20 protein-coding genes and 1 pseudogene are annotated in these 20,294 nt (G+C 68.7%); 14 read left to right on the top strand and 7 right to left on the bottom strand.

The features are described from left to right. Positions 1-13 precede the first annotated feature (13 nt). The 5 genes and pseudogenes from OHA19_RS38230 (at position 14) to thpR (ending at position 4,117) form a co-directional block, all read left to right on the top strand. Positions 14-834: pseudogene (locus tag OHA19_RS38230) on the top strand (inositol monophosphatase family protein). A gap of 121 nt (positions 835-955) precedes the next feature. After that, positions 956-1,444: a hypothetical protein gene (locus tag OHA19_RS38235; protein ID WP_405708223.1), complete on the top strand. Its 489-nt coding sequence runs from the start codon at positions 956-958 to the stop codon at positions 1,442-1,444. Between the two features lie 289 nt (positions 1,445-1,733). Beyond that, a complete protein-coding gene (locus OHA19_RS38240; RefSeq protein WP_405721169.1) occupies positions 1,734-2,435 on the top strand; it encodes a 2-phosphosulfolactate phosphatase in 702 nt (233 codons plus the stop codon). 175 nt (positions 2,436-2,610) lie between these two features. Continuing rightward, entirely contained in the window at positions 2,611-3,360 is a 750-nt protein-coding gene (locus OHA19_RS38245) for a type 1 glutamine amidotransferase (protein WP_405708220.1), read from the top strand. A gap of 160 nt (positions 3,361-3,520) precedes the next feature. Next, positions 3,521-4,117, top strand: coding sequence for an RNA 2',3'-cyclic phosphodiesterase (thpR, locus tag OHA19_RS38250; protein ID WP_405708217.1), 597 nt, complete (start codon positions 3,521-3,523; stop codon positions 4,115-4,117). Between the two features lie 317 nt (positions 4,118-4,434). Here thpR and OHA19_RS38255 read toward each other — a convergent pair whose 3' ends face one another. After that, on the bottom strand, positions 4,435-4,650 hold the full coding sequence (locus OHA19_RS38255; RefSeq protein ID WP_405708214.1) for a hypothetical protein: 216 nt from the start codon (positions 4,648-4,650) through the stop codon (positions 4,435-4,437). A 294-nt stretch (positions 4,651-4,944) separates the two neighbouring features. Beyond that, positions 4,945-5,598 (bottom strand): TetR/AcrR family transcriptional regulator, encoded by a 654-nt coding sequence (locus OHA19_RS38260; RefSeq protein ID WP_405708211.1) that lies wholly within the window; start codon positions 5,596-5,598, stop codon positions 4,945-4,947. Positions 5,599-5,844: 246 nt separating this feature from the next. Between OHA19_RS38260 and OHA19_RS38265 the strand changes: the two genes are divergently transcribed. Further along, positions 5,845-6,459, top strand: coding sequence for an SRPBCC family protein (locus tag OHA19_RS38265; RefSeq protein WP_405708208.1), 615 nt, complete (start codon positions 5,845-5,847; stop codon positions 6,457-6,459). A 261-nt stretch (positions 6,460-6,720) separates the two neighbouring features. On the opposite strand, the gene OHA19_RS38270 is transcribed toward OHA19_RS38265, so the two are convergent. Further along, complete coding sequence (locus OHA19_RS38270; protein WP_405753145.1) at positions 6,721-7,182, bottom strand: SRPBCC family protein; 462 nt, start codon at positions 7,180-7,182, stop codon at positions 6,721-6,723. A gap of 517 nt (positions 7,183-7,699) precedes the next feature. On the opposite strand from OHA19_RS38270, the gene OHA19_RS38275 reads away from it, so the two are divergent. After that, complete coding sequence (locus tag OHA19_RS38275; RefSeq protein WP_405708202.1) at positions 7,700-8,488, top strand: SAM-dependent methyltransferase; 789 nt, start codon at positions 7,700-7,702, stop codon at positions 8,486-8,488. A gap of 756 nt (positions 8,489-9,244) precedes the next feature. Next, positions 9,245-10,123 carry a hypothetical protein gene (locus OHA19_RS38280; protein ID WP_405708199.1) on the top strand — a complete coding sequence of 293 codons (879 nt, stop codon included), beginning with the start codon at positions 9,245-9,247 and terminating at the stop codon, positions 10,121-10,123. 628 nt (positions 10,124-10,751) lie between these two features. Here the strand turns inward: OHA19_RS38280 and OHA19_RS38285 are convergent. Next, entirely contained in the window at positions 10,752-11,195 is a 444-nt protein-coding gene (locus OHA19_RS38285) for a MarR family winged helix-turn-helix transcriptional regulator (RefSeq protein ID WP_405708196.1), read from the bottom strand. Between the two features lie 92 nt (positions 11,196-11,287). On the opposite strand from OHA19_RS38285, the gene OHA19_RS38290 reads away from it, so the two are divergent. Together OHA19_RS38290 and OHA19_RS38295 are read left to right on the top strand one after the other, a co-directional pair. After that, on the top strand, positions 11,288-11,635 hold the full coding sequence (locus tag OHA19_RS38290; protein ID WP_405708193.1) for a DoxX family protein: 348 nt from the start codon (positions 11,288-11,290) through the stop codon (positions 11,633-11,635). A gap of 366 nt (positions 11,636-12,001) precedes the next feature. Beyond that, on the top strand, positions 12,002-12,535 hold the full coding sequence (locus OHA19_RS38295; RefSeq protein ID WP_405708190.1) for a VOC family protein: 534 nt from the start codon (positions 12,002-12,004) through the stop codon (positions 12,533-12,535). A 203-nt stretch (positions 12,536-12,738) separates the two neighbouring features. Here OHA19_RS38295 and OHA19_RS38300 read toward each other — a convergent pair whose 3' ends face one another. Both OHA19_RS38300 and OHA19_RS38305 read right to left on the bottom strand, forming a co-directional pair. Further along, complete coding sequence (locus OHA19_RS38300; protein ID WP_405708187.1) at positions 12,739-13,158, bottom strand: SRPBCC family protein; 420 nt, start codon at positions 13,156-13,158, stop codon at positions 12,739-12,741. Between the two features lie 50 nt (positions 13,159-13,208). Continuing rightward, positions 13,209-14,219, bottom strand: a complete 1,011-nt coding sequence (locus OHA19_RS38305) for an aldo/keto reductase (protein WP_405708184.1) — start codon at positions 14,217-14,219, stop codon at positions 13,209-13,211. A 964-nt stretch (positions 14,220-15,183) separates the two neighbouring features. Between OHA19_RS38305 and OHA19_RS38310 the strand changes: the two genes are divergently transcribed. Then, positions 15,184-15,975, top strand: coding sequence for a hypothetical protein (locus tag OHA19_RS38310; protein ID WP_405708181.1), 792 nt, complete (start codon positions 15,184-15,186; stop codon positions 15,973-15,975). A 229-nt stretch (positions 15,976-16,204) separates the two neighbouring features. Here OHA19_RS38310 and OHA19_RS38315 read toward each other — a convergent pair whose 3' ends face one another. Further along, positions 16,205-17,479 (bottom strand): MFS transporter, encoded by a 1,275-nt coding sequence (locus OHA19_RS38315; protein ID WP_405708178.1) that lies wholly within the window; start codon positions 17,477-17,479, stop codon positions 16,205-16,207. Between the two features lie 331 nt (positions 17,480-17,810). Between OHA19_RS38315 and OHA19_RS38320 the strand changes: the two genes are divergently transcribed. The 3 genes from OHA19_RS38320 to OHA19_RS38330 all read left to right on the top strand — a co-directional run bounded on the left by OHA19_RS38320 (position 17,811) and on the right by OHA19_RS38330 (position 20,284). Then, a complete protein-coding gene (locus OHA19_RS38320; RefSeq protein WP_405708175.1) occupies positions 17,811-17,948 on the top strand; it encodes a rhodanese-like domain-containing protein in 138 nt (45 codons plus the stop codon). 126 nt (positions 17,949-18,074) lie between these two features. Then, positions 18,075-19,463 carry a rhodanese-like domain-containing protein gene (locus OHA19_RS38325; RefSeq protein WP_405708172.1) on the top strand — a complete coding sequence of 463 codons (1,389 nt, stop codon included), beginning with the start codon at positions 18,075-18,077 and terminating at the stop codon, positions 19,461-19,463. 239 nt (positions 19,464-19,702) lie between these two features. Continuing rightward, a complete protein-coding gene (locus OHA19_RS38330) occupies positions 19,703-20,284 on the top strand; it encodes a rhodanese-like domain-containing protein (protein WP_405708169.1) in 582 nt (193 codons plus the stop codon). Positions 20,285-20,294 lie beyond the last annotated feature (10 nt).

The raw sequence follows: 20,294 nt of genomic DNA on the forward strand, positions 1-20,294 counted from the left end.
TGCCGCCGATATCATGCGTGACGTGATCAACTCGTATGCGAGCCTTGACGATGCCGGGGTTGCGACAGCAGCGGCACGTGCCGGCGCGGACGTCGTGCGCGACCTGTACGGGCAGCGGCTCACCCGCATCGACAAGGGCGCCGGGGACTTCGCTACCACCGCCGATGTGGAGGCCGAAAGAAGGCGATTGTCGGTGTCATCCGGGCCGCGCGGCCCGATGACGCTCTGCTCGGCGAGGAGGGCGGACACCAGGGCGCCGCCCAGGCCGCGCGCCAGTGGTTGGTCGATCCCTTGTGCGGCACGCTGAACTACGCCGTAGGCAACATGCTGGTGGCCGTCAACGTGGCGCTGCGAAACGGTGCGGCGGCGGTGGCCGACCCGTTCAGCGGTGAGGTCTTCTTCACCGACGGGGAGACCGCCTGGGTGCGGCACGACGATGTCGACACGCAACTGGTGCCCACGCCCGGCACCCGACTCGTGGATGTCAATCTGGACCCGCCGTTCCCCGGCGCGCCCGGATTCAGGGCCGTGGAATTGCTGGCCCGGCCCGGGTTCGTGGAACGTTTCCGGCCCCGAGTCGTATCCACGACACTGGCGTTGGCCTGGGTCGCCGCCGGTAAGCGCGCCGCATACGTCACCGACGGCGGCGACCTGTCCGGAAGCGTCCATTTCGCCGCCGGCATCGCTCTGTGCCGGGCAGCCGGCTGCGTGGTCACCGGAATCGACGGCGCCCCGACCGGACCGGCAGGCCGCGGCCTCGTCGTGGCCGCCGACGACGAAACCCACCGGCTACTGATGTCGGTGATCAGCAACCAGAGCCGGCACCACGCCTGACGGGGCCTGATCCGGCACCGAGTCGGGTGAGGCACTGGCGCAGGTCCTGTGGACCAGGCACGCCAAGTGATGAGCACTCTGCAGGACACGGCCCATCGCATCTACGAGGAGGGGCTTCACCATGGGGATGCTGGATGCCACCACGCTGGAGGTCACGGTCGACTACGGCACGTTCGGCCTTGTCGACATGGAGTGCGCGGGCGGTACGTACAACCTCGACGATCCCGAGGCCGGAGCCTGGCTGCGCACGGATGTCGGCATGGTCTACCCCGACCTGGTCTCCAACGTGGCTTTCATTCGGCTGAGGTTGGAGAGCTGGGCAAGCGAGCCGCCACAAGAAGGCGTCTGGTCCCGGGTGGAGGTGACCGAGGTGGAGATGCCCAGCGGCGTCCTCGGTATCGAGGTGATCGCAGCGGGCTTCGAAGAGGACGTGTTCGCCCTGCCCGGGCCCGGCGCCTACCGGCTGCGGGTGGCCTTCTGCGTCTCCCCGGAGACGGCACCCTTCCCGCTGCGCAGGGAGCAGGCCCGGATACAACGGGCGTACCAGGGGCACGAGGAGGACCTGCGTGATGTGGACGAGTACTTCCGCGTGCAGTACTGGCCTGCCTGACCCTGATACCCGAGCACAACTGCCCCTGTGGGGACGGATATTCCGTATGCCGGGCGGACGTGCCTCGGAGCGTCGTCGTTCGGGCCCGGTTGCGTACCGCGAGACAAGGGCCGATCCTCACGCGCCCTGCGCGGCCCGTGTCCGGCGTTCCTGCGCCACGGAAGTCAGCAGCGCCGATGCGCACTGATTTCGCGATCCGGGTGGCCGGGCGTGTTGCATTCCCGGACCGTAGACGTGATGCGTGCCACTATCCGGGTGCTTCGGATCGGGCGTGAGCGATCATGACCGGATGGACGCTCGTTTCCTTGGCATCACCGAGCTGGCAGAAGCCCCCTCCGTGGCGGTCGTGGTCGACGTCATGCGTGCTTTCACGGTGGCTGCATGGGCCTTCGCCCAGGGGGCGGAAAAGATCGTTCTTGCTGAGTCGCTGGACGAAGCCCTGGCGCTCAAGGCTCGCCACCCGGATTGGGTGGCGCTCAAGGACGGTCCGTCCGCGCCCGGGTTCGACGCCGTCAACTCGCCGGGCCTGCTGCGGTCCGTTGACCTTGGCGGACGGACCGTTGTGCAGAAAACCACTGCAGGAACGGTCGGCGCCCTTGCGGTCAAGGAGGCGTCGCTGGTGCTGTGCGCCGGCTTCGTGGTGGCGGAGGCGACGGCTCGGCTCTTGCGAACACGCGAGTGTGACAGTGTCACGTTCGTGGTCACCGGCGAAGACGGGCAGGCCGATGAAGATCTGGCGTGCGCTCAGTACATCGCTCGGAGGGCCACCGAGGCTGCGACGAATGCAGCTGAGTTCCTCCGCCGCGCCGCCGAGTCGCGCGCCGCTGCCGAGCTGGCGGAGGGGGTGCGCCAAGGAGTCCACCCTGATGACGTCCCACTCTGTCTCGATCTCGACCGGTTCCCCTTTGCCATGGTGGCGACCTTGGAAGACTCGCTCATGGTCCTCCGTCCGTACTCCGTGCCCTCGCCGACCGGCGAGGCTTCGATCTGATCGTCGGCGAGGTCCGGCATCCGGTGGGGCAGCCGGCAGCGGATGTATGTCACCCCATGGCCGGTGTGGTCGGTGTTGCCCTGGGGCAGTGTGATTTCGCAGAAGCCGAGTGGCAACGACTCCGGGCGCTCGCTGCGGCCGACTGGGGGCGTGGACGACGAAAAGGGGCAGAGGAATGAGTATCGTCGGCGTGATGGCTACGGCACTGGTGGTACAGAACCATTCCGGAGGGGGACCGGGCCGTTGGACGGCCTGGCTGGCGGAGCGGGGTGTGACGGCGCACGTGCTCAGGGCATACGAGGGAGCTCCGCTTCCCGACAGGCTGGAGCACCCCGCGCTCATCGTGCTCGGCGGCGCCTACCTTCCTGACGACGATGCCCGCGCGCCCTGGCTGCCCGCGACCCGGGCCCTTGTACGTCAGGCCGTCATCGAAGAGACGCCGATGTTCGGGATCTGTCTCGGAGGCCAGATGCTCGCTCACGTCGCAGGCGGGGAAGTACGCGGGAAGCACGGACCACCCGAGTTCGGCAGCACCCGGCTCAGCTTGCGCCCCGAGGCGGCCAGGGACCCGCTGTTTCACGGGCTGCCGGCACACCCTCCGGCCATCGAGAACCACGTCGACGCCATCACCGCGCTTCCCGCCGGCGCCCACTGGCTGGTCCGCAGCGAGCACTGCCCCTACCAGGGATTCCGAATCGGCTCCGCGGCATGGGGCGTCCAGTTTCATCCGGAGACGACCGCTGAGCGGATCCGCGGCTGGAACCGCGACCGGCTGAAGCGAAACGGGGCTCCGGTCCCGGAGACCCTGCACGCTCTGGCACTGCGGGACGAGCCGGTGGCCACCGACACCTGGCGCACCGTCGCCCACCGCTTCGCAGACATCGTGACCGCGAGAGCCCGGTGTCCGGGGACGCAGGTCCACTGAACGGCTCGTGCGCCGCCCTCGACGGGGTGTACAGCGGAGCGACGACGTGCGACTCGGGCCGACCGGGGGTGCGGGCTTCCTCGGCATCGGGACCGCGAGCCCTCCTGCTGTACCGACCCCGGTCATCGCGGTCGCCACCGGGTGCGGTACGAAGTCCGGTGTGAACGATCAGACTCAGCCGGCGACTGTTCGCCTGTTCATCGCGCTCGCGCCGCCCGACGACGCGAAGGACGAACTGGCCCGGGAACTGCGCCCCGCCTATGGCACGCATCCTCAGATGCGGTGGAACCGTATCGAGGACTGGCACATCACCCTGGCGTTCCTCGGGGAGCTCCCGGTCGAGACGGTTCCTCTGCTGCGCCCTCCTCTCGCCGGCCTCGCGGCGGACCACCGACCACTCCGGCTGGCACTGCGCGGCAACGGGAACTTCGACGACCGGGTGTTGTGGAGCGGGATCGACGGAGACCTCGACGGGCTGTACGCGCTTGCCGCCGATGTGCGTACCGCCGTCAGGAACTGCGGTGTCGCGTTCGAGGAACGGCCCCTACGACCTCATCTGACGCTGGCCCGTGCCCGTCGAGGGGACCGGTCCTCGGTGGGTGAAATCGCCGAGCGGCTCGCCGGATTCACCGGTCGTCGATGGGATGCCGGACGTCTGCATCTGGTCGGGAGCAACGTCGGCCGCAGCCGCGGACCGATCCACTACCGTGACATCGAGGCCTGGGCACTCGGCGACGGGAACCCCAGTGGCCCCTGAAGAATCCGGCGACGGTCCGGGGAGATGTGATCACACCTGCACCTCTCGCGGAGTACGCGCACCAAGCACTGGGTGACCACGGCGGTGCCCCCGGGGAATGCCGATCCTCCGGCGGGAGAGCATTTGATCGACGTCGCCCCACCGGTGCCTCGCCACCCGCGATCCGCTCACCGGACCGGCCTCCGTCCGTGTGCCACCGCCGCCTCCGAGACAACCGAGGACCGTATCGGCCGCCTCATCGCGGAACGCCCGTACGAGAGGGAACGGCGGCCGGCTCAAGCCGAACCGTGCGTCGAGCGGAAGCTTTCCCACGAGGCCTACGGGCGGTCCGGACCGGGAGCGAGCGGGGGGAGCCCGTGGGCGGCGAGGAGGCGGTCGGCGAACGCCGGGTCGGCGAGGGGGACTCCGTGGGCGGCAAGGAGGGCGAAGAGTTCTGCGAGCCGACGCGGTTCGGTGCCCCGCGGTTGATGGCCGGAGACCAGGCCGAGGACGCCGACGACTGGTCCGCGGCCGGTAGCGGGGGTCGTGGTCATGCGCAGACTCAACGTGAGGCGAGCCGCGTCCGAATCGGGGTCCTCACCGAAGGCCATGTCCAGGCCCGTGATGTCGGGTGTCTCTCACCGACTTCGCTCGGCACGCGGACCTTCCCCGTACGCGGCCCCTGACGCCTGGACCCGACTGCTGCGCCACCCGCTTCCCGACGACGCGGAAACGACCGGCTTGCGGTCTGATGCTGCTCACCGGCGCGCGCCGCCCCGCTCGCATCGGCACGGCGGGCGACCTGGTGCCGCTGCCGCAGCCCGGTTTCGGGGCAGCAGCGGGTGACATCAAGCCCGTTGTACGAGCAGGCCGTCGAGTTCGGCTGCGAAAAGCAGGGCGGGGTCGAGGCGCATTCCGGTGAAGTGACCGGCGAGTTCAAGGGAGATGACGCCGTGGAGCCTGGTCCAGAAGGTCAGGGCCAGGTGAAGGGCGGCGGGTGGGACGGGGTGTCCGTCGGCCCAGTCCCGGTGTTCTTCCAGGTGGGTGCCGAACGGTGTCGCGGGGCCGTCCGGCATGAGGGCCGCACAGGCGTCGAGCAGAGTGGTCATGATCTGGGAGGAGATCCTGGTGGTCTCCTCGGGGGCGTGATAGCCGGGCACGGGGGTGCCGTAGATGAGGAAGTAGCGCTGGGGATCCTCCAGGGCCCAGTCACGCAGAACGTGAGCCAGCCCGGTCACGTCGGCGCCGGCGGCGAAGGCCGTGCGAAAGGTGTCGGCGAGGCTCTGGTACGCGTCCCGGATGAGTTCGGTGAGCAGTTCGTCGCGGCCGGCGAAGTAACGGTAGAGCGCGGGGCCGCTCACGCCCATCTGCTTGGCGACCGCGTTGAGGGAGAGTGCGGGCACTCCTGCCGCGGCGATCTGTTCCCAGGCGTGCTCCTTGATCTCCGCACGGACCTGGGCGCGGTAGCGCTCCCGCGGGGTCTTCGGATCCGGCTCCCCCATGGCCCGCCGCCTTCCCTGCTCGCACAGCTACATCCTCAAGATTTAGTTAGAGCCTATCGCGCAATGTCTTGACCCCTTGTCACATTGCAAGTTATAACCTCTAACGAACATGCAAGCTTCTAGCTGGATCGGGGTGTGCCATGCGGCCGTCCCGCTCGCCCGCACCGTCCGACGACAGACGTCCGCCCGGCAGTCGGGGCGCACTCGACAGACAGCTCCCGCCCGGCAACTGACAAGGAGAACGCCGTGCCCGGCATCCGTACCGCTCTGTTCACCGTCCCGCTCGTCCTCGCCGTCCTCGGCACCGCTGCCGCACCCGCCGGAGCCGCCGCCCACGAGGCTTCCCTCACCTGCGGCGGGGATGGCGTCGATCCCGACGCGCGTGTTCGCCACAGGACCGAGACCTTGATTCATGCTCCGCTGCGCACCGTCTGGAAACTGCAGACGGACGTGGCGCGTTGGCCGTCCTGGCAGGCCCCTGTCAAGACCGCGGAACGCCTCGACCACGGCCCCTTCCGGAGGGGCTCGGCGTTCCGGTGGATGACCCCGGTGCCCCCCAACCCCGCGACTCCGGCGACCGAGCTGGAGATCACCTCGACCGTCGAGCAGCTCAGGCCCCACTCGTGCATACGCTGGACCGGCCCCGCGGTCGGTGAAGGGCTGCGCATCGACGGCGTCCATGTATGGAACTTCACCGAGGTCAAGGGCGGCGTCCGTGTGAGTACCGAGGAAACTCACACCGGTCCCCAGGTCGACGCGAATGTGCCGACCGCGACGGAGATCCTCCGCCGGGGTCTCGAAACATGGCTGCACGAACTGAAGGCCACAGCCGAGGACCGCGCCGACGACCGGCGGAACTGAACGACTGAATGACTGAACGGGCGAGCCGTTGCGGGCCTCCCGGGTTCGTCCCCGGGAGGCCTGTCCGGTTCTGCTCCGCTTCAGGAGATCCTCGGCCTCGCGGCAGCCCGACACCAGGGATGTGTGTCTCGGGGTTGAGCCGCGTGTACGTCCGGGGTGCGGACGTCTCGGACCAGAACCCCGAAGTGGATTCGGGGAGTCAGGAGTTCCTGGATGAGCGGATCGGCGAGGCCGCCGTCATCCTGCACGCGGGATCCGGTGTCAGGGGCCTGGGGACATGGCCGACGGCGTCGACTCACGCAGCGCGATCCGGGCCAGCTTCGTCAGCATCATGCCGTTGCGGATCGAGACGATGTAGTCCACGGGGAGCCCGTGCATTCGGGTGCCAGGACCTCGCAGGGGGTGCCATTCGAGAACGAAGAGTGTGTTCTCGCCCCAGGGGATCAAGTTCATGGCGATGCGGGCCGCCCCGAAGCGATCTGCCTTCGCTTCCAGCTCCAGGCGCTGTCGCGGCTCGCAGATGCGCACCACGCAGGTGTCGTCGAGGGTCAACGAGCCGACGCCGACACGGACTCGCAGACGGGCCCCCGCTTCCGGCCAGTGCGGGTCCACAGCGATGATCTGTTGCGTGCCGGAAACCCATTCCCCGTAGCGACGGCCGTCGGACAGCAAGTCCCAGACTCTGGACGGCGAGCTCAGGATGAGCCGACGATTCCGGGCCACACCGACCACGCTCCTCTTTGTGCTGGGACCGGCACCCATGACCGCTGTCGGACGTGCGACGCCTCTTCGGGTGGTGAACGCGCTACTCGACACTAGCCGCGCCGAACGCCTCCAGCACACGCGACAACGGCCGGAGCTGGCCTCGCACGGCAGCCGGTACGACTCGATCGCCAGGGAAGATCGGCGTCCCGCATCGGTAGCCCTCCCCGCGGAACCGGGGTTGTCCGCTCGTCCGATCAGGTGGCGGCGGCCGTCAGAGCCCGGAACGTACCGCCGCTCGACCGGTACTGCCGCGACCGTACTCCCGGACCCGTCGGACACCCCGACGGCCTGCGCGGCTGCCGGGGCCCACCCACGACGCTGGACCGAAATTCTGTAGAGGTAACCTGCGCCGGAAGTGCGGATCCAAGCCGCAGGCAGGCATGGCGCCCTGGACAGAGAGCCGACGTCACCGCATGACCCGGCCTGCCCGCGCCGACACGGATCCGCGACACGCATGAAAGAGGCGAGGTTTCGCGTGAACACGAGTCCTGAACTCGAAGCCCGGATCCGCAGTGGCGTACCCCACTCGGCCCGAGTCTGGAACTACTGGATCGGAGGCAAGGACCACTACCCCGTCGACCAGGAATTGGGAGACCAGGTCATCGCAGCCTATCCGCAGACGCGAGAGCTCGCGTTGGCGTCACGGGCTTTCCAGGCCCGCGCCGTGCAGTATTTGGCAGGCGAAGCAGGGATCACCCAGTTCCTCGACATCGGGACCGGTCTCCCCGTCCAGAACAGCACCCATGAGGTCGCCCAGAGTGTCGAGCCGAGGGCGCGCATCGTGTACGTGGACAACGACCCATTGGTGCTGACCCATGCCCGCGCCCTCCTGACGAGCGCACCGGACGGCATGACGAACTATGTGCACGCGGACATGCTGGACGCCGACCATGTACTCCAGGAGGCCGGAGGCACCCTGGACATGACGCAGCCTGTGGCTGTTGTGGTGCTGTCCACACTGGGACATGTCGCTCCCCGAGTCGGCATCGACCTCATGCGCCGTTACATGGCCGGCACCGCAGCGGGCAGCTATCTGGTGCTCTGCGACACGATCGCCACGCCACAGACGCTGGCTGCACAGGAGGCGTATGCCTCGGGGGACACTCCGCCCTACCTGGTGCGCCGGCCCGAGGAGATCCTTGCGAGCGCGGACGGGATGGAGCTGGTCGCTCCGGGGTTCGGATCCATTTCCCTGTGGCGTCCGACTCTGAGCGAAAATGATGCTGAGCCCGTCGACCAGTGGGGGTTCGTCGCTCGCAAGTGAAGTGCGGTCCGCAGGCCACGGCGGAGGCCCCTGGACCGTCTGCGGTGCAACGAACCTCCAACCACGGCTTCGGGCCATGGCGGCAGCGCCTTGGCCCGTGGAACGGTCTCCGCCGCGCCTACAGCCCAGTCCGAGAAAGTAGAGTTCACCCGTGATTCAAGAGACTCCGATCTACAACCGTCTCATCCTGGAGAGGGGCGATGTCCCTGCCGATGTTCGCGGGGTGGCTCAGCGGTTGGAGCGAGACCTGGAAAGGTTCATACGGCCGATGCAGCCTCCCATGAATTTTGGTGCGGCCCAGGGCGGCGTCATTCTCCGGCAGGGCATCTGAGGTCATGAGTGCCGGCCCCGTCGTTCTGTGGACGTACGACCGTCGCGACGGGGCGGTGGAGTTGACGCCGCGGATCGTCAGCCCATCCGGCAGGCGTCATTCCGGTCCCGGCCGAGGCCACTCGACCGTGGTGTTGGTCGGGGCAGCGAATCGGATCCTTCTGCGGGTCCTGCGGTTTCCGTGACGGCGGCCGTGGGACGCCGACCGGACGATGTGCAGCTGAGCCCACGGCCGGACACACTTCCGGTCGGCCTCCGCTGCAGGACTGCGAAATATGACGGGGGTGGGCCCGCCGCCGCCTCGCTTCGAAGGTGAACTGGCCTTCATCCAGGGCTCATTGACGTTGGCCGTCCGCCGCTGCTGTAATCCACTGGCCCCTGAAAGACAGCGTTCTGCATTGCAGAACAAAGGGAGGGTGGAATCAGATGAAGCTGGGCAGGATCTCGGCGGTCTCGGCACTCGTGGCCGCCACACTCATCGGGAGTGCGGCGTCTCCCGCAATGGCCGCGAGCTGGACACGGACGTCCGACTATCAGCGGTGGACCGGGTTCAACGCGCTGGAGCGCGGGCAGGGCGTGGCGACGGACGGGACGTACTTCTACTATGCCGGGCCCGGCGGAATGGTGAAGGCCACCGTCGCCAACGACTCGGAGGTCGCATCGTCGGTGGCCCCGATCCCCTGGGCGCTGAGCGGAACGTACGGCAGCGATCACATAGGGGACGTGGAGTACTACGGCGGCTATGTGATCGCACCGATGGAGGACGGTGGCAGTGGCTACCAGCATCCGCTGCTGGCGTTGTACAACGCGAGTGACCTGAGCTACACGGGTCGCTATGTGCAACTGCCTCTTGCGCAGATGCCGGGCGGGGTGCCGTGGGTCGCGGTGGATGCTGCGGCGGGCTTGGTCTACACCGCGCCCTGGGACCAGGATGCCGCGCAGGGTACGAACAAACTGGTCGCCTACAGCCTGAACGACCTGCTGAACCTCCCGGCCGGCTCGACGCTTCCCGTGGTGAAGACGATGACGCTGTCGCAGCCCCTGAGCAGGATCCAGGGTGCCGCGATGTGGCAGGGCAAGCTCTATGCCTCGGTGGACGACTCGGCGAAGTCGGTCTACTCGATCGATACCAGCTCCGGGCAAGTTGCCTACGAGTTCCATCAGGACGTGGAGTCCGGAGACGAGGTTCAGGGGATCGCCGCCTGGGACTTCGGGCCATCCGGCGGGCAGTTGCACATCGTCAACGTGGGATCGGGCTGGAAGTCGATCTTTCTCTATCTGCAGCACTACACCCGGACCGGCTGACTCGACGGAGCATCAGGAACTCATCCACACAAGCTGTACGACCCCCTGCCGCGGCGGCTCCGCCTCTCCCGGGACGGCTCGATGGCGGGGGTTGACGACGGCATGGCGCCCCTGAGGCCCTGGCGGCGATCATCGTCGTAGCCGAGGCGGCCTGCACCTGACGGCCGTTGCCGTCGGCCTTCGGGCAGTCGGCGCGCGAACGGCGCCGCTCCGAGGGGCCGAGGGGTGCGGCGGCCCGTCAGTACACCGTCGTGCCCCCTGCTCCAATCGCGTCTGGTCATTGGTCAGGCCCAAGGCAATGACCGCCCGGCCACGCCCGCGTGCCGGCTCGGCCCCCGGATCTCCTGCGGCCGCACCGACTCCGCCGTGCCCGCACCGCGTTGGCTGCACGTCCCCACGACCCGGACTCAGGATTTGGGTGAAGCCCTGCTCACGGGCCTTGAGAGGCAAGGGCGTAGAAGCCCTGGGATCCGGCGTTGGAGCCGGCCGCGAGGCCGTACACATGGAGGCTGTCGGAGGTCCCCCTGGCAGCCCCGTTGCGGGAGCCTCTCAGGGCGGCCGGCCAGGGGCTTCTGGCGCCGTGCGGGAGTGGGCGGCGTACCGGGGCGTGGGCCGGCGGGTGTGGCGACTACTCGCCGCACTCGTGGGCGGCCGGATCCACCACGACACGGTCGAGCAGACCTCGAAGCAGGGTCTGCTCGGCCTCGGTGAGGTCGCCGAAGAGCTCGCGCTCGGCCGCGCTCACCGCTTCGTCGATGCGCTCCAGGGCCTCCCGGCCGGTCGGGGTGATCTCCACGATGTGGCGTCGCCGGTCGGCCGGGTCGCGGCGCCGCTCGCACAGGCCCGAGGACTCCAGCTCATTGAGGATCGAGACCAGTTGACTGGGGTCGACTTCCATCGTGGTGGCCAGGTCGCGCTGACTGGTGGCACCGGGGGCGAGCCGCATCAGGGTCATCGCGCTGCGAGGGTGCAACCCGGCGACGGCCAGGGCGGCACGGATGCGTGCTCCGGTGAGCTCCCCGCGGAAGGAGAGGAGGAAGCCGAGGCGATCGTTCGGGTGCGCAGCTGCCATGTCGTCCACCGTAACAGCGGCTCCATTGTGGAGCTCACCAAATCGTTGATACTCTTCAATGGTTGTTTACCTGTGATCGTTGGAGTTTCACGATGTTCATCGGCTACGCTGTCGTCGCTGCGCTGCTCGCGCTCGGCCTGTCCGCCTCCGCCTTCATGACCTTCACCCGCAATCCGCAGGTCGCGGGCAGCACGACCAAGCTGGGCGTGCCCGACTCCTGGCTGCCCTGGCTCGCGACGGCGAAGACGGCAGGCGTTCTCGGGCTGCTCGCGGGCCTGGTCGTCCCGCCACTCGGCATGGCTGCCGCCGTGGGGCTGGTCCTCTACTTCGTCGGCGCGGTGATCGCCCACCTGCGCGCGAAGGACTACGCCGTGGCGCCGGTCGTCGTGCTCACGCTGCTCTCGGTGGTCGCCCTTGTTCTGCGCATAGCCTCCGCCTGAGCCATTTCCACCCCGAATATCGACAGATCGAGTCCGCCTGGAGCAACTTCGACGCCCGATGACAGACGTACCGGACATGAGTACCTGCCGTGCCGACTTGACGGTCGGCGCCGTCATCGCCCCGGCGATGCTCGGTGCAGGGATCTGCCTGACTCCGGACGCCCGGTGGTCGGTCACGCTCCTGCTCCGGTGGCAGCAGCACGATGCCGATGGCCTCCAGGAGCCGCGCTGCCCGGCGAGGACTGTTCTGACGATTTCGCAAGCACGTTGCCGGGCACGTCCGAGCCCGCCGTCAAGTAGGACAGAGTCAGACCTGTATGGCGCCTGCCTTCGTTGTCGACACGCAACTGCAACGAGAGGTTCGCGATGCCTGAGCAGATCAACACCGCGCCAGAGGGCTACACCACCGTTGCGCCGTGGGTCGTCACCGATGACACGGGAGCGTTCCTCGACTTCGTCACCCGGTCGTTCGGCGGTGAGGAGCTCGCCCGGGTGCCGACCGAGGACGGCTTGATCGGCCATGGCGAGATCCGAGTCGGCGACACCGTCGTGCTGGCCTTCGATCGACACGCGGACTGGCCCGTCATGCCGAGCCTGTTGCGCGTGTTCGTCGCCGATGCGGACGAGGCGTTCTCCCAGGCCGTCGCAGCCGGCGGTCAGGTCGTCACTTCTCTGGCGGATGACGCCTTCGGCCAGCGTGGAGGGCGGATCAAGGACCCTTTCGGCAACATCTGGTGGGCGGTCAGCCGCGTTGAGGACATCCCTGAGGGTGAGATGTGGAAGCGGTTGCAGGACCCCGTGTACGCCGGGGCCATGCGGGTGGCTCAGGAAACACTCGACGCCGAGTTGAGCGGTCGGCGCCACGGACGCAGCAGCGCACCCATGGAGACCACCGGCTGACCAGCGGTGGTCCGGATTCACATGGCCGGACCGGACCGGCTGCCGACGCGAGGTCCCAACAGATGACCGATGGCGGGGTGACTGATCGCGAGGTCGGCGCCGACGGTGAGGACGGCCGGCAACGCGGGACTCCGCACCACGGGTCCGGGCACGCGGGGCGCGCGCCCGGGCTGCGCGGTGGCCCTGCGGCGGGTGGCCCCGGGTCAGCCTGCGAGTGTGTTGTGGAGTGCGTCGAGGCCGTCGCGGTAGATGCCGGTGAAGAGGTCGGTGACTTCGTCGTCGGTGGCGTTGTGGGGGTTGAAGCGGCCGGACCACTGGACCTCGGCGATGTCGTCGCGGCCGGGGACGGTGTGGACGCGGATGGTGGAGACGTAGCCGTTGACGGGGAACGGGGTCTGGAGGATGGCGTAGCTGTAGTGGCGCTCGGTCTCGTTGAAGTCCACGAGGCGCTCGATGATGACTTCGCCCTCGGGGTTCTTCAGGCGGCGGACCCGCCCGCCTTCGAGCGGCGTGCTCTCGGGGATGTAGGGGAGCCAGTCGGGCAGGGCGTCGAAGCCGCCGATGAGGTTCCAGACCTTGTCGGGGGAGGCGGGCACTGTGCGGCTGACGGAGGTGGAGGCCATGATCTTTCTCCTGGATCCTGGTGCTGTGGTGGGGGTTTCGGGGTGTGCGGTCAGGCGCCGTTGGGGAGCGGGGCGGCCTGGCTGACCAGGCCGGCGGTGCGCAGGTCGTGCCAGAACGCGGCCGGGACCGTCTCGTTCAGGGCGGCGGTGTCCTCGGCGATGCGGCTGGGCCGGGTGGCGCCTGCGACGGCGGCGGCGGAGACCGGGTGGGCGAGGGAGAACTGGAGGGCGGCGGCCTTGATGCTGATGTTGTGCTTCTCGGCGAGGGCCTTGAGCTTTCCGACGCGCTCGATGATCTGCGGCGGGGCCTGCTGGTACTCGAAGTGGGTGCCGCCGGCGAGGACGCCGGAGCTGTAGGGGCCGCCGACGACCATGTCGACGTTCTGTTCCTGGGCCATCGGCAGCAGGCGCTGGAGGGCGTGCTCGTGGTCGAGGAGGGTGTAGCGGCCGGCGAGGAGGAAACCGTCGGGCTGCGGCTCATCGAGGGCGAGGGTCAGTTCGATGGGTTCGGTCTTGTTGACGCCCAGGCCCCAGGCCTTGATGACGCCCTCGTCGCGCAGCCGGGACAGGACGCGGAAGGCTCCGGTGCGGGCCTCCTCGAACTTGCTCAGCCACACATCGCCGTGGAAGTCCTGGGCGATGTCGTGGACCCAGACGATGTCGAGCCGGTCCGTGCCCAGGCGCTTCAGGCTGTCCTCGATGGAGCGTTCGGTGGCCTCGGCCGTCCACACGTGGAGCATCTTGTTCGGGTTGCCGTGCTCGAACAGCCCGCCCTTCTCCCCGAGGTCACGGGCCCCATCCTCCACCTCGTCGAGGATGACCCGGCCGACCTTGGTCGAGAGCACGTAGGAATCGCGGGGCTTGGTGGAGAGCACCTGGCCCAGACGTTCCTCGGAGAGGCCGGCTCCGTAGAAGGGGGCGGTGTCGTAGTAGCGGATGGCCTGGTCCCAGGCGGCCTCGACGGTGGCGGCGGCCTCCTCGTCGGGGATCGCGCGGAACATGTTGCCGAGAGGGGCCGTACCGAAGCCGAGCCGGCCGGGAAGGATGTTCTTGAGGGACATGAGAGTGCCTTTTCGATCGATGTCTCCGCTTCGGGGGCGTCCCGACGCGGGGGAGACATGGGAGGGGAATCGGGTGTCTCTGTGGATGCCCGCCCTGCTGGGCGGGGCCGTGGCACTGAACGCACGACGGTCCGCTGTTATGAGCGGGGCAGGACGAAGATAGATGCGTAAGCGTCTTACATGCAAGAACAATAGTTGCAGGCGCGCCATAATGCAATGGATCGTGATCACCGGGCTGCGGGGACGGCCAACGGTGAGGTCAGGGGTTATGCGTACTGTTCCGGGAGGTGTGCGTGGCCGGCGCGAGAGCTCCGGGTCCCAGGTGGCAGCCTGCCCGGTCCGATTGGGCAGGGCGAGAGAGGGGGTGCAGACGTTCCGTGTCGCGCCCCGCACACCCGCCAGGCCCGTCGGGCATCACGAGCGGGTCGAGACCGATCCCGGGGAACACGGGGAGCGGCCAGAAGGTCTGTCCGGTGAGCAGTCGGACCCGGGCGCCGAGGCCGGGGCGGGCGAGTGCGGCCTCGAACAGGGGCGTGCCGGATGCCGCGTTGATGTGGTCGGGATGCCCCACTGGGCCGAACTCTCTTTGGTGGGGGAGGTGTTCGGGCGGGTGACCGGACGTGTCGGTCACCGCGTCGCCCGCCCGCCGTCTACCCTGACCGCGCGCACCTGCGGTCCCCACCACCAGGGCACGCGTCGCTCTCCACTCTGCGCTGAGTCGCTACCCGACGAAGGTCTTCATGACGTCATCGATCACTCGGACTCCCTGCATGATTCCCAGAACCTGTGCTGGAGCCCAAGAACGAGCAGTAGTTGTGCACCCGTTCGGGAAGACGGTCGACGCCCGCGTGCACATCGCGATATTCACGGGTTCCGAATTCACGGGTTCCGACAACACTGACGTGAAGCGGTCGCCATGGGGGCGCTGCGTCATGGCGGTCGACGGCTGTTCAAGGTCACTTGCATGTCGCGGACCACACCGCCGCGCCCGCTCGATGTCGAGGCGCTGTTCCCGGACCTGTCGGCCTACCGGGGCACCACCACCCGGCTCCATCCACGCCCCGGGCCGACCGGACGTGGCGGCAAGTTCCGTGGGCGGTCCGCTGCTGTGGCCGGCGAACGAACCCTGGCCGGTGTGCACCGAGCCCCACAGCCACGCGCGCGGCCGACGCCCTTCGACGCGCACGGCCCAACCCGATACGGCATGCTGCTCGACCTGCGCTGGCGCCGGTCGTGGGAGGTCACCGAGGTACAGGATTCACCGCCCCAGCCGCAGGTCGTCGGCTTCGAGGGGTACGTGCCCGAACCGTGTGTGCTGCACCCGGAGCAAGTGGCCACCTACCCGTTCGCCGGCCGTCTCCCGGAGGACCTGTGCACCCGGATCGACGTCTGGGAAGAAGCGCTGGAGGAAGAGGCCGAGAAGCCGGCGGACGAGGATGTCTCAGCAATGGTCGGCTACCAGTCCGACCTGTCCATCCCGCCGGGCTGGCGCGTCGGTGGTTTCGCCTTTTGGCACACCACCGACCCGTCTCCCATGAACTGCCGGACCTGCTCGGCACCGATGCACCTCCTGCTCACCATCGACAGTTCGGAATGGGACGGGGGCAGCGGCAGGTGGAAGCCACTGGAAGAGCAGGACCTTCCCGCACACCGGCATGCTGCACCGACCGGGGTCACCGTGGGCCGCTGGGGCGAGCTCAACATCTTCGCCTGTCCTGAAGTGCCCGGTCACCCGCATCGCTGGAGCATCCAGTAGGCCGCTCGGTCATGACCGGTGTACGTGCTGGAGGGAGCCAGTCTTGCTGGACCATGTCATCGATGCGCGCTGCGCCGCGGCGGTCGGCTCGTATTGGGCCGACATCGCGTTGATCCGGTAGACGTATGGTCGGCGAGACCAGGGACCGCGCCCCGGAGAAACTGACGGACTTCGGAGTCCCGCTGACGCCTCGCTGGTCAGCAGGGGCCGGGAGCCGCGTACCCGGCGGTCATCCGGCCTTGGCGGGTTCGGTGATCCAGCGGGCGGCGAGGAGTCCGGAGGCGGCGGTCAGGGCGGCGGCGGCGATGACGGTGGCGTCGAGGCCGAGGGTGTCGGCGAGGGCCCCGGCGACGAGGGCACCGGCGGCGTAGCCGATGTCGCGCCAGAAGCGATACGTGCCGAGCGCGTTGGCACGCCAGGTGGGGTGGGCGTGGTCGGAGACGGAGGCGATGAGGGCGGGATAGACCATCGCGGTGCCGAGTCCGAGGACGACGGCGGAGAGCACGCCGGCCAGGAGGGGGCGGTCGAGGAGTGCGAGGGCGAGGACGAAGCCGGCGGACTGGACCAGCATGCCGGTGACGATGAGAGGTTTGCGGCCGATGCGGTCGGCGAGGTGCCCGGTGGGGATCTGCCCGATGCCCCACAGGATCGGGTAGAGGCCCTTGATGAGGCCGACGGCAGCCAGTCCGAGTCCGTGATCGGTGAACAGGAGCGGGAAGACGCCCCAGGTCAGGCCGTCATTGAGGTTGTTGACCAGGCCGGCCTGACTGACGCCCCGTAGCGAGCGGTCGCGCCACGAGGTGCGGGCGAAGACGGCCCGCAGACCGGTGTTACCCGCGGGCAGGGGGCTGGGGTGCTGGGCCAGTTCGAGGGCGACGTGACCGGCGGTGTCACGGACCACGAGCGCCAGCGCGAGGCCTGCGACGACGAAGAGAACGCCGATGAGTTCAGGTGCCGGGCGCAGGCCGTGGGCGGTGGCGAGGTAGCCGGTGAGCAGGGCGGTGACGCCGACGGCGGTGTAGCCGGCCGCCTCGTTGAGGCCGGTGGCGAAGCCGCGGCGGGACGGGCCGACGAGGTCGATCTTCATGTTGACCGTCATCGACCAGGTCAGGCCCTGATTGAGACCGAGCAGGATGTTCGCGCCGACGATCCAGCCCCACGACGGCGCGTACGCGAGCGCGAACGGGACGGGGACACCGATCAGCCAGCCGGCCACGAGGAGCTGCTTGCGGCGGAAGCGCGCGGTCAGCGCCCCGGCGGCCAGGTTGGTGAGGGCCTTGGTGAGGCCGAAGGCGATGATGAACGAGAAGACCGCCAGGTCGCTGGTCAGGCCGAACGTCTCGGAGCCGATGAGCGGCACGGTGGTGCGTTCCAGACCTACCAGACCGCCCACGGCCACGTTGACCACGACCAGCAGGGAGAACTGGAGCCAGTTCTCCCTGAGACCCAGTTGTACGGGGCGGGTGGAGCTGCGGCCGGGCATGGCGTGCGTGGTGGTGTTCATGGGCGGGTGTCCTTACGGCCTGGGACGAGGTGGGCCGGCCGGCGGCATGGCGGCTGCGCCGCGCGTGATGTGGGCCAGTGGGATGCGCGGCCTGCGGAACACGGTGGGATGCACGGCGCGAGCACGCATAGATACAGGTCAGCATACCCCCACCGGTATGCGACGCCAGGCGTGGGATGGTTCGCGACCTGTGGCGCTTAATACCCATGGGGGTATTTGACTTCTCGTGCGGGGTCGGCTTACCGTCGAGTGCATCGATACCCCGGGGGGTACCTGAGAGAATGAGGGATACCTCGATGCGTGAAGTAGACCTGGAGGCCTTACCTCCGGCTTGGCCGTCGGCGTGTTCGTCATCGACGTCCGAGAGCCCGAGGAGTACGTGGCCGGCCACGTGCCCGGCGTCCACAGCGCGCCACTGTCCGCGTTCAGCTCTGTCGTCGACGGGCTGCCCGCCGGTGACCGCTGGTGAGCGGCGCGGCCGCCTGAGCGACCGGGCCCCGGTCGCTCCTTGCCTCAACCCATTGGGCGCACAACCGCCCCGTACCCAGTCCTTCGCACCCACTGTGGGTGTGCGTTCCTCAGGAAAGGATCTGCTGTGTTCTTCAGCCAGTACTACCTCGACTGCCTCTCCCAGGCGTCGTACATGATCGCCGACGAGAAGACCGGGCGGGCGGTGGTCGTCGACCCGCGCCGGGACGTCTCGGAGTACCTGGCCGACGCCCGGGCCCACGGCTTCACAGTCGTCGGTGTGATCAACACCCACTTCCACGCCGACTTTGTCGCCGGCCACCTGGAGATGGCCGATGAGACCGGTGCCTGGATCGGGTACGGCCGCCGCGCCGAGACCGAGTACCCCATCCGCAAGCTCGCGGACGGCGAGCGCATCGCGCTCGGCGACGTCGTCCTGGAGGTCATGGAGACCCCGGGGCACACGCCGGAATCGATCAGTGTCCTCGTGTACGGGCACGCCGATGACACCGTGCCGTACGGCGTGCTCACCGGGGACGCCCTGTTCATCGGCGACGTCGGCCGCCCCGACCTGCTCGCCTCGGTGGGCGTGACGGCCGAGGAGCTCGGCGCGATGCTCCACGGCAGTGTCCAGCACAGGCTCATGGGCCTGCCCGATGAGGTCCGCGTCTTCCCCGCGCATGGCGCCGGATCCGCCTGCGGCAAGAACCTGTCCACCGAGAAGCAGTCGACCATCGGTGAACAGCGGGCCACCAACTACGCCTGCACGCCGATGAGTCGTGAGGAGTTCGTCGCGCTCGTCACCGCCGGTCAGTCCGCCGCACCCGGCTACTTCGCCTACGACGCGGAGCTGAACCGCAAGGATCGCGTCCGCTATGACGCGACGGTTGCGGCCCGGCCGCTGGCGCTCGCCGAGTTCGCCGAGCTGCGTGCTGGCGAGGCGGTCGTCGTCGACGCCCGTGACCCGCAGGAGTTCGCCGCCGGGCACCTGCGTGGTGCGGTGAACGTACCCGCCGATGGCAGGTTCGCCGAGCAGGCCGGCACCGTCCTCGACCCGGCCGACGAGCTGATCGTCATGGCCCCGCAGAACCGTGAGGAGGAGGTCGTCACGCGTCTCGCCCGCATAGGCTTCGACCGGGTGGTGGGCTACCTGCGCAACCCCGAGGATGCCCTCAAGGACATGGAGGACGAGGTCGCCATCGCCAGCCGCCTCACTGCGGCGCACCTGAAGGCAGCCCTCGCAGGCAGCAATCCGCCCGTCGTCGTGGACGTCCGCACCTGCGGCGAGCGCGAGGCCAACGGCTTCATTCCCGAGGCGCTGCACATCCCGCTGAGTGAACTCCCCGCGCGGGCGGACGAACTCCCCACGGACCGGCCGATCGTCCTGCACTGCGCGGGCGGCCACCGTTCCTCCATCGCGGCCAGCCTGCTGCGCCACCGCGGTGCCGAGGACGTCTCCGACATCCTCGGTGGCTACGCCGCCTGGGCCCTCGCCATGGAATCCACCCGCGCCTGATCACCCACGAACCGCCGATCGGCAGCAGCCGCACGGCCCGCCCGCCACAGAGTGCCGGCCCTCGGTGGGCCGGGAGCCGTGCTGCCCACTGCGGGCCGCGTCCTTCGCTGGACGGGGTCGCACCGCCTCGTCCGCGACGGCCCCGAGTCTCCACCTGACCGCCCCCCATCGGGGGCACGACAGGGCCCTTCACAACCCCACTTATACCCCCATGGGTATGCCTCGCCTTGGAGTCATGCATGAGTGCCAAGCACACCGTTCGGTCCATCACCCCTGCCGTACTGCGCAAGCTCACCGACGAAGGAAGCGCCCCACGCCTGCTCGACGTGCGGACCCCGGCCGAGTTCCGCACCGCTCACATCCCCGGCTCCTGCAACGTGCCGCTTCACACCCTGCGCGAGCACTGCGCGGAACTGCGGTCCCACCTGGACGAGGACATCGTGCTCGTCTGCCGCTCCGGAGCTCGCGCATCCCAGGCCGAACAGGCGCTCGCGGGGGTCGGTCTTCCGAACCTCCGCGTACTGGACGGCGGCATGAATGCCTGGGAGGCGGCCGACGCGCCTGTGAAGCGGGGCACCGAGCGCTGGGACATGGAGCGCCAGGTCCGCCTCGTTGCCGGGTCGATCGTGCTCGCCACCGGTCTCATCGGCATCCTGGTTCCGGGTGTACACCTCATCGGTACGGCGGTCGGCGCGGGCCTGACCTACGCGGCGCTCAGCAACTCCTGCGCCATGGGCGTCCTGCTCTCCAAGCTGCCTTACAACCGCGGACCCCGCATCGATATCAACACGGTGATCGCCGAGCTGCGGAGCGCGCCGTGACCACCTCGCC

It is taken from the genome of Streptomyces sp. NBC_00012 (genome assembly GCF_045040875.1).
In the GTDB taxonomy this organism is placed as follows: domain Bacteria; phylum Actinomycetota; class Actinomycetes; order Streptomycetales; family Streptomycetaceae; genus Streptomyces.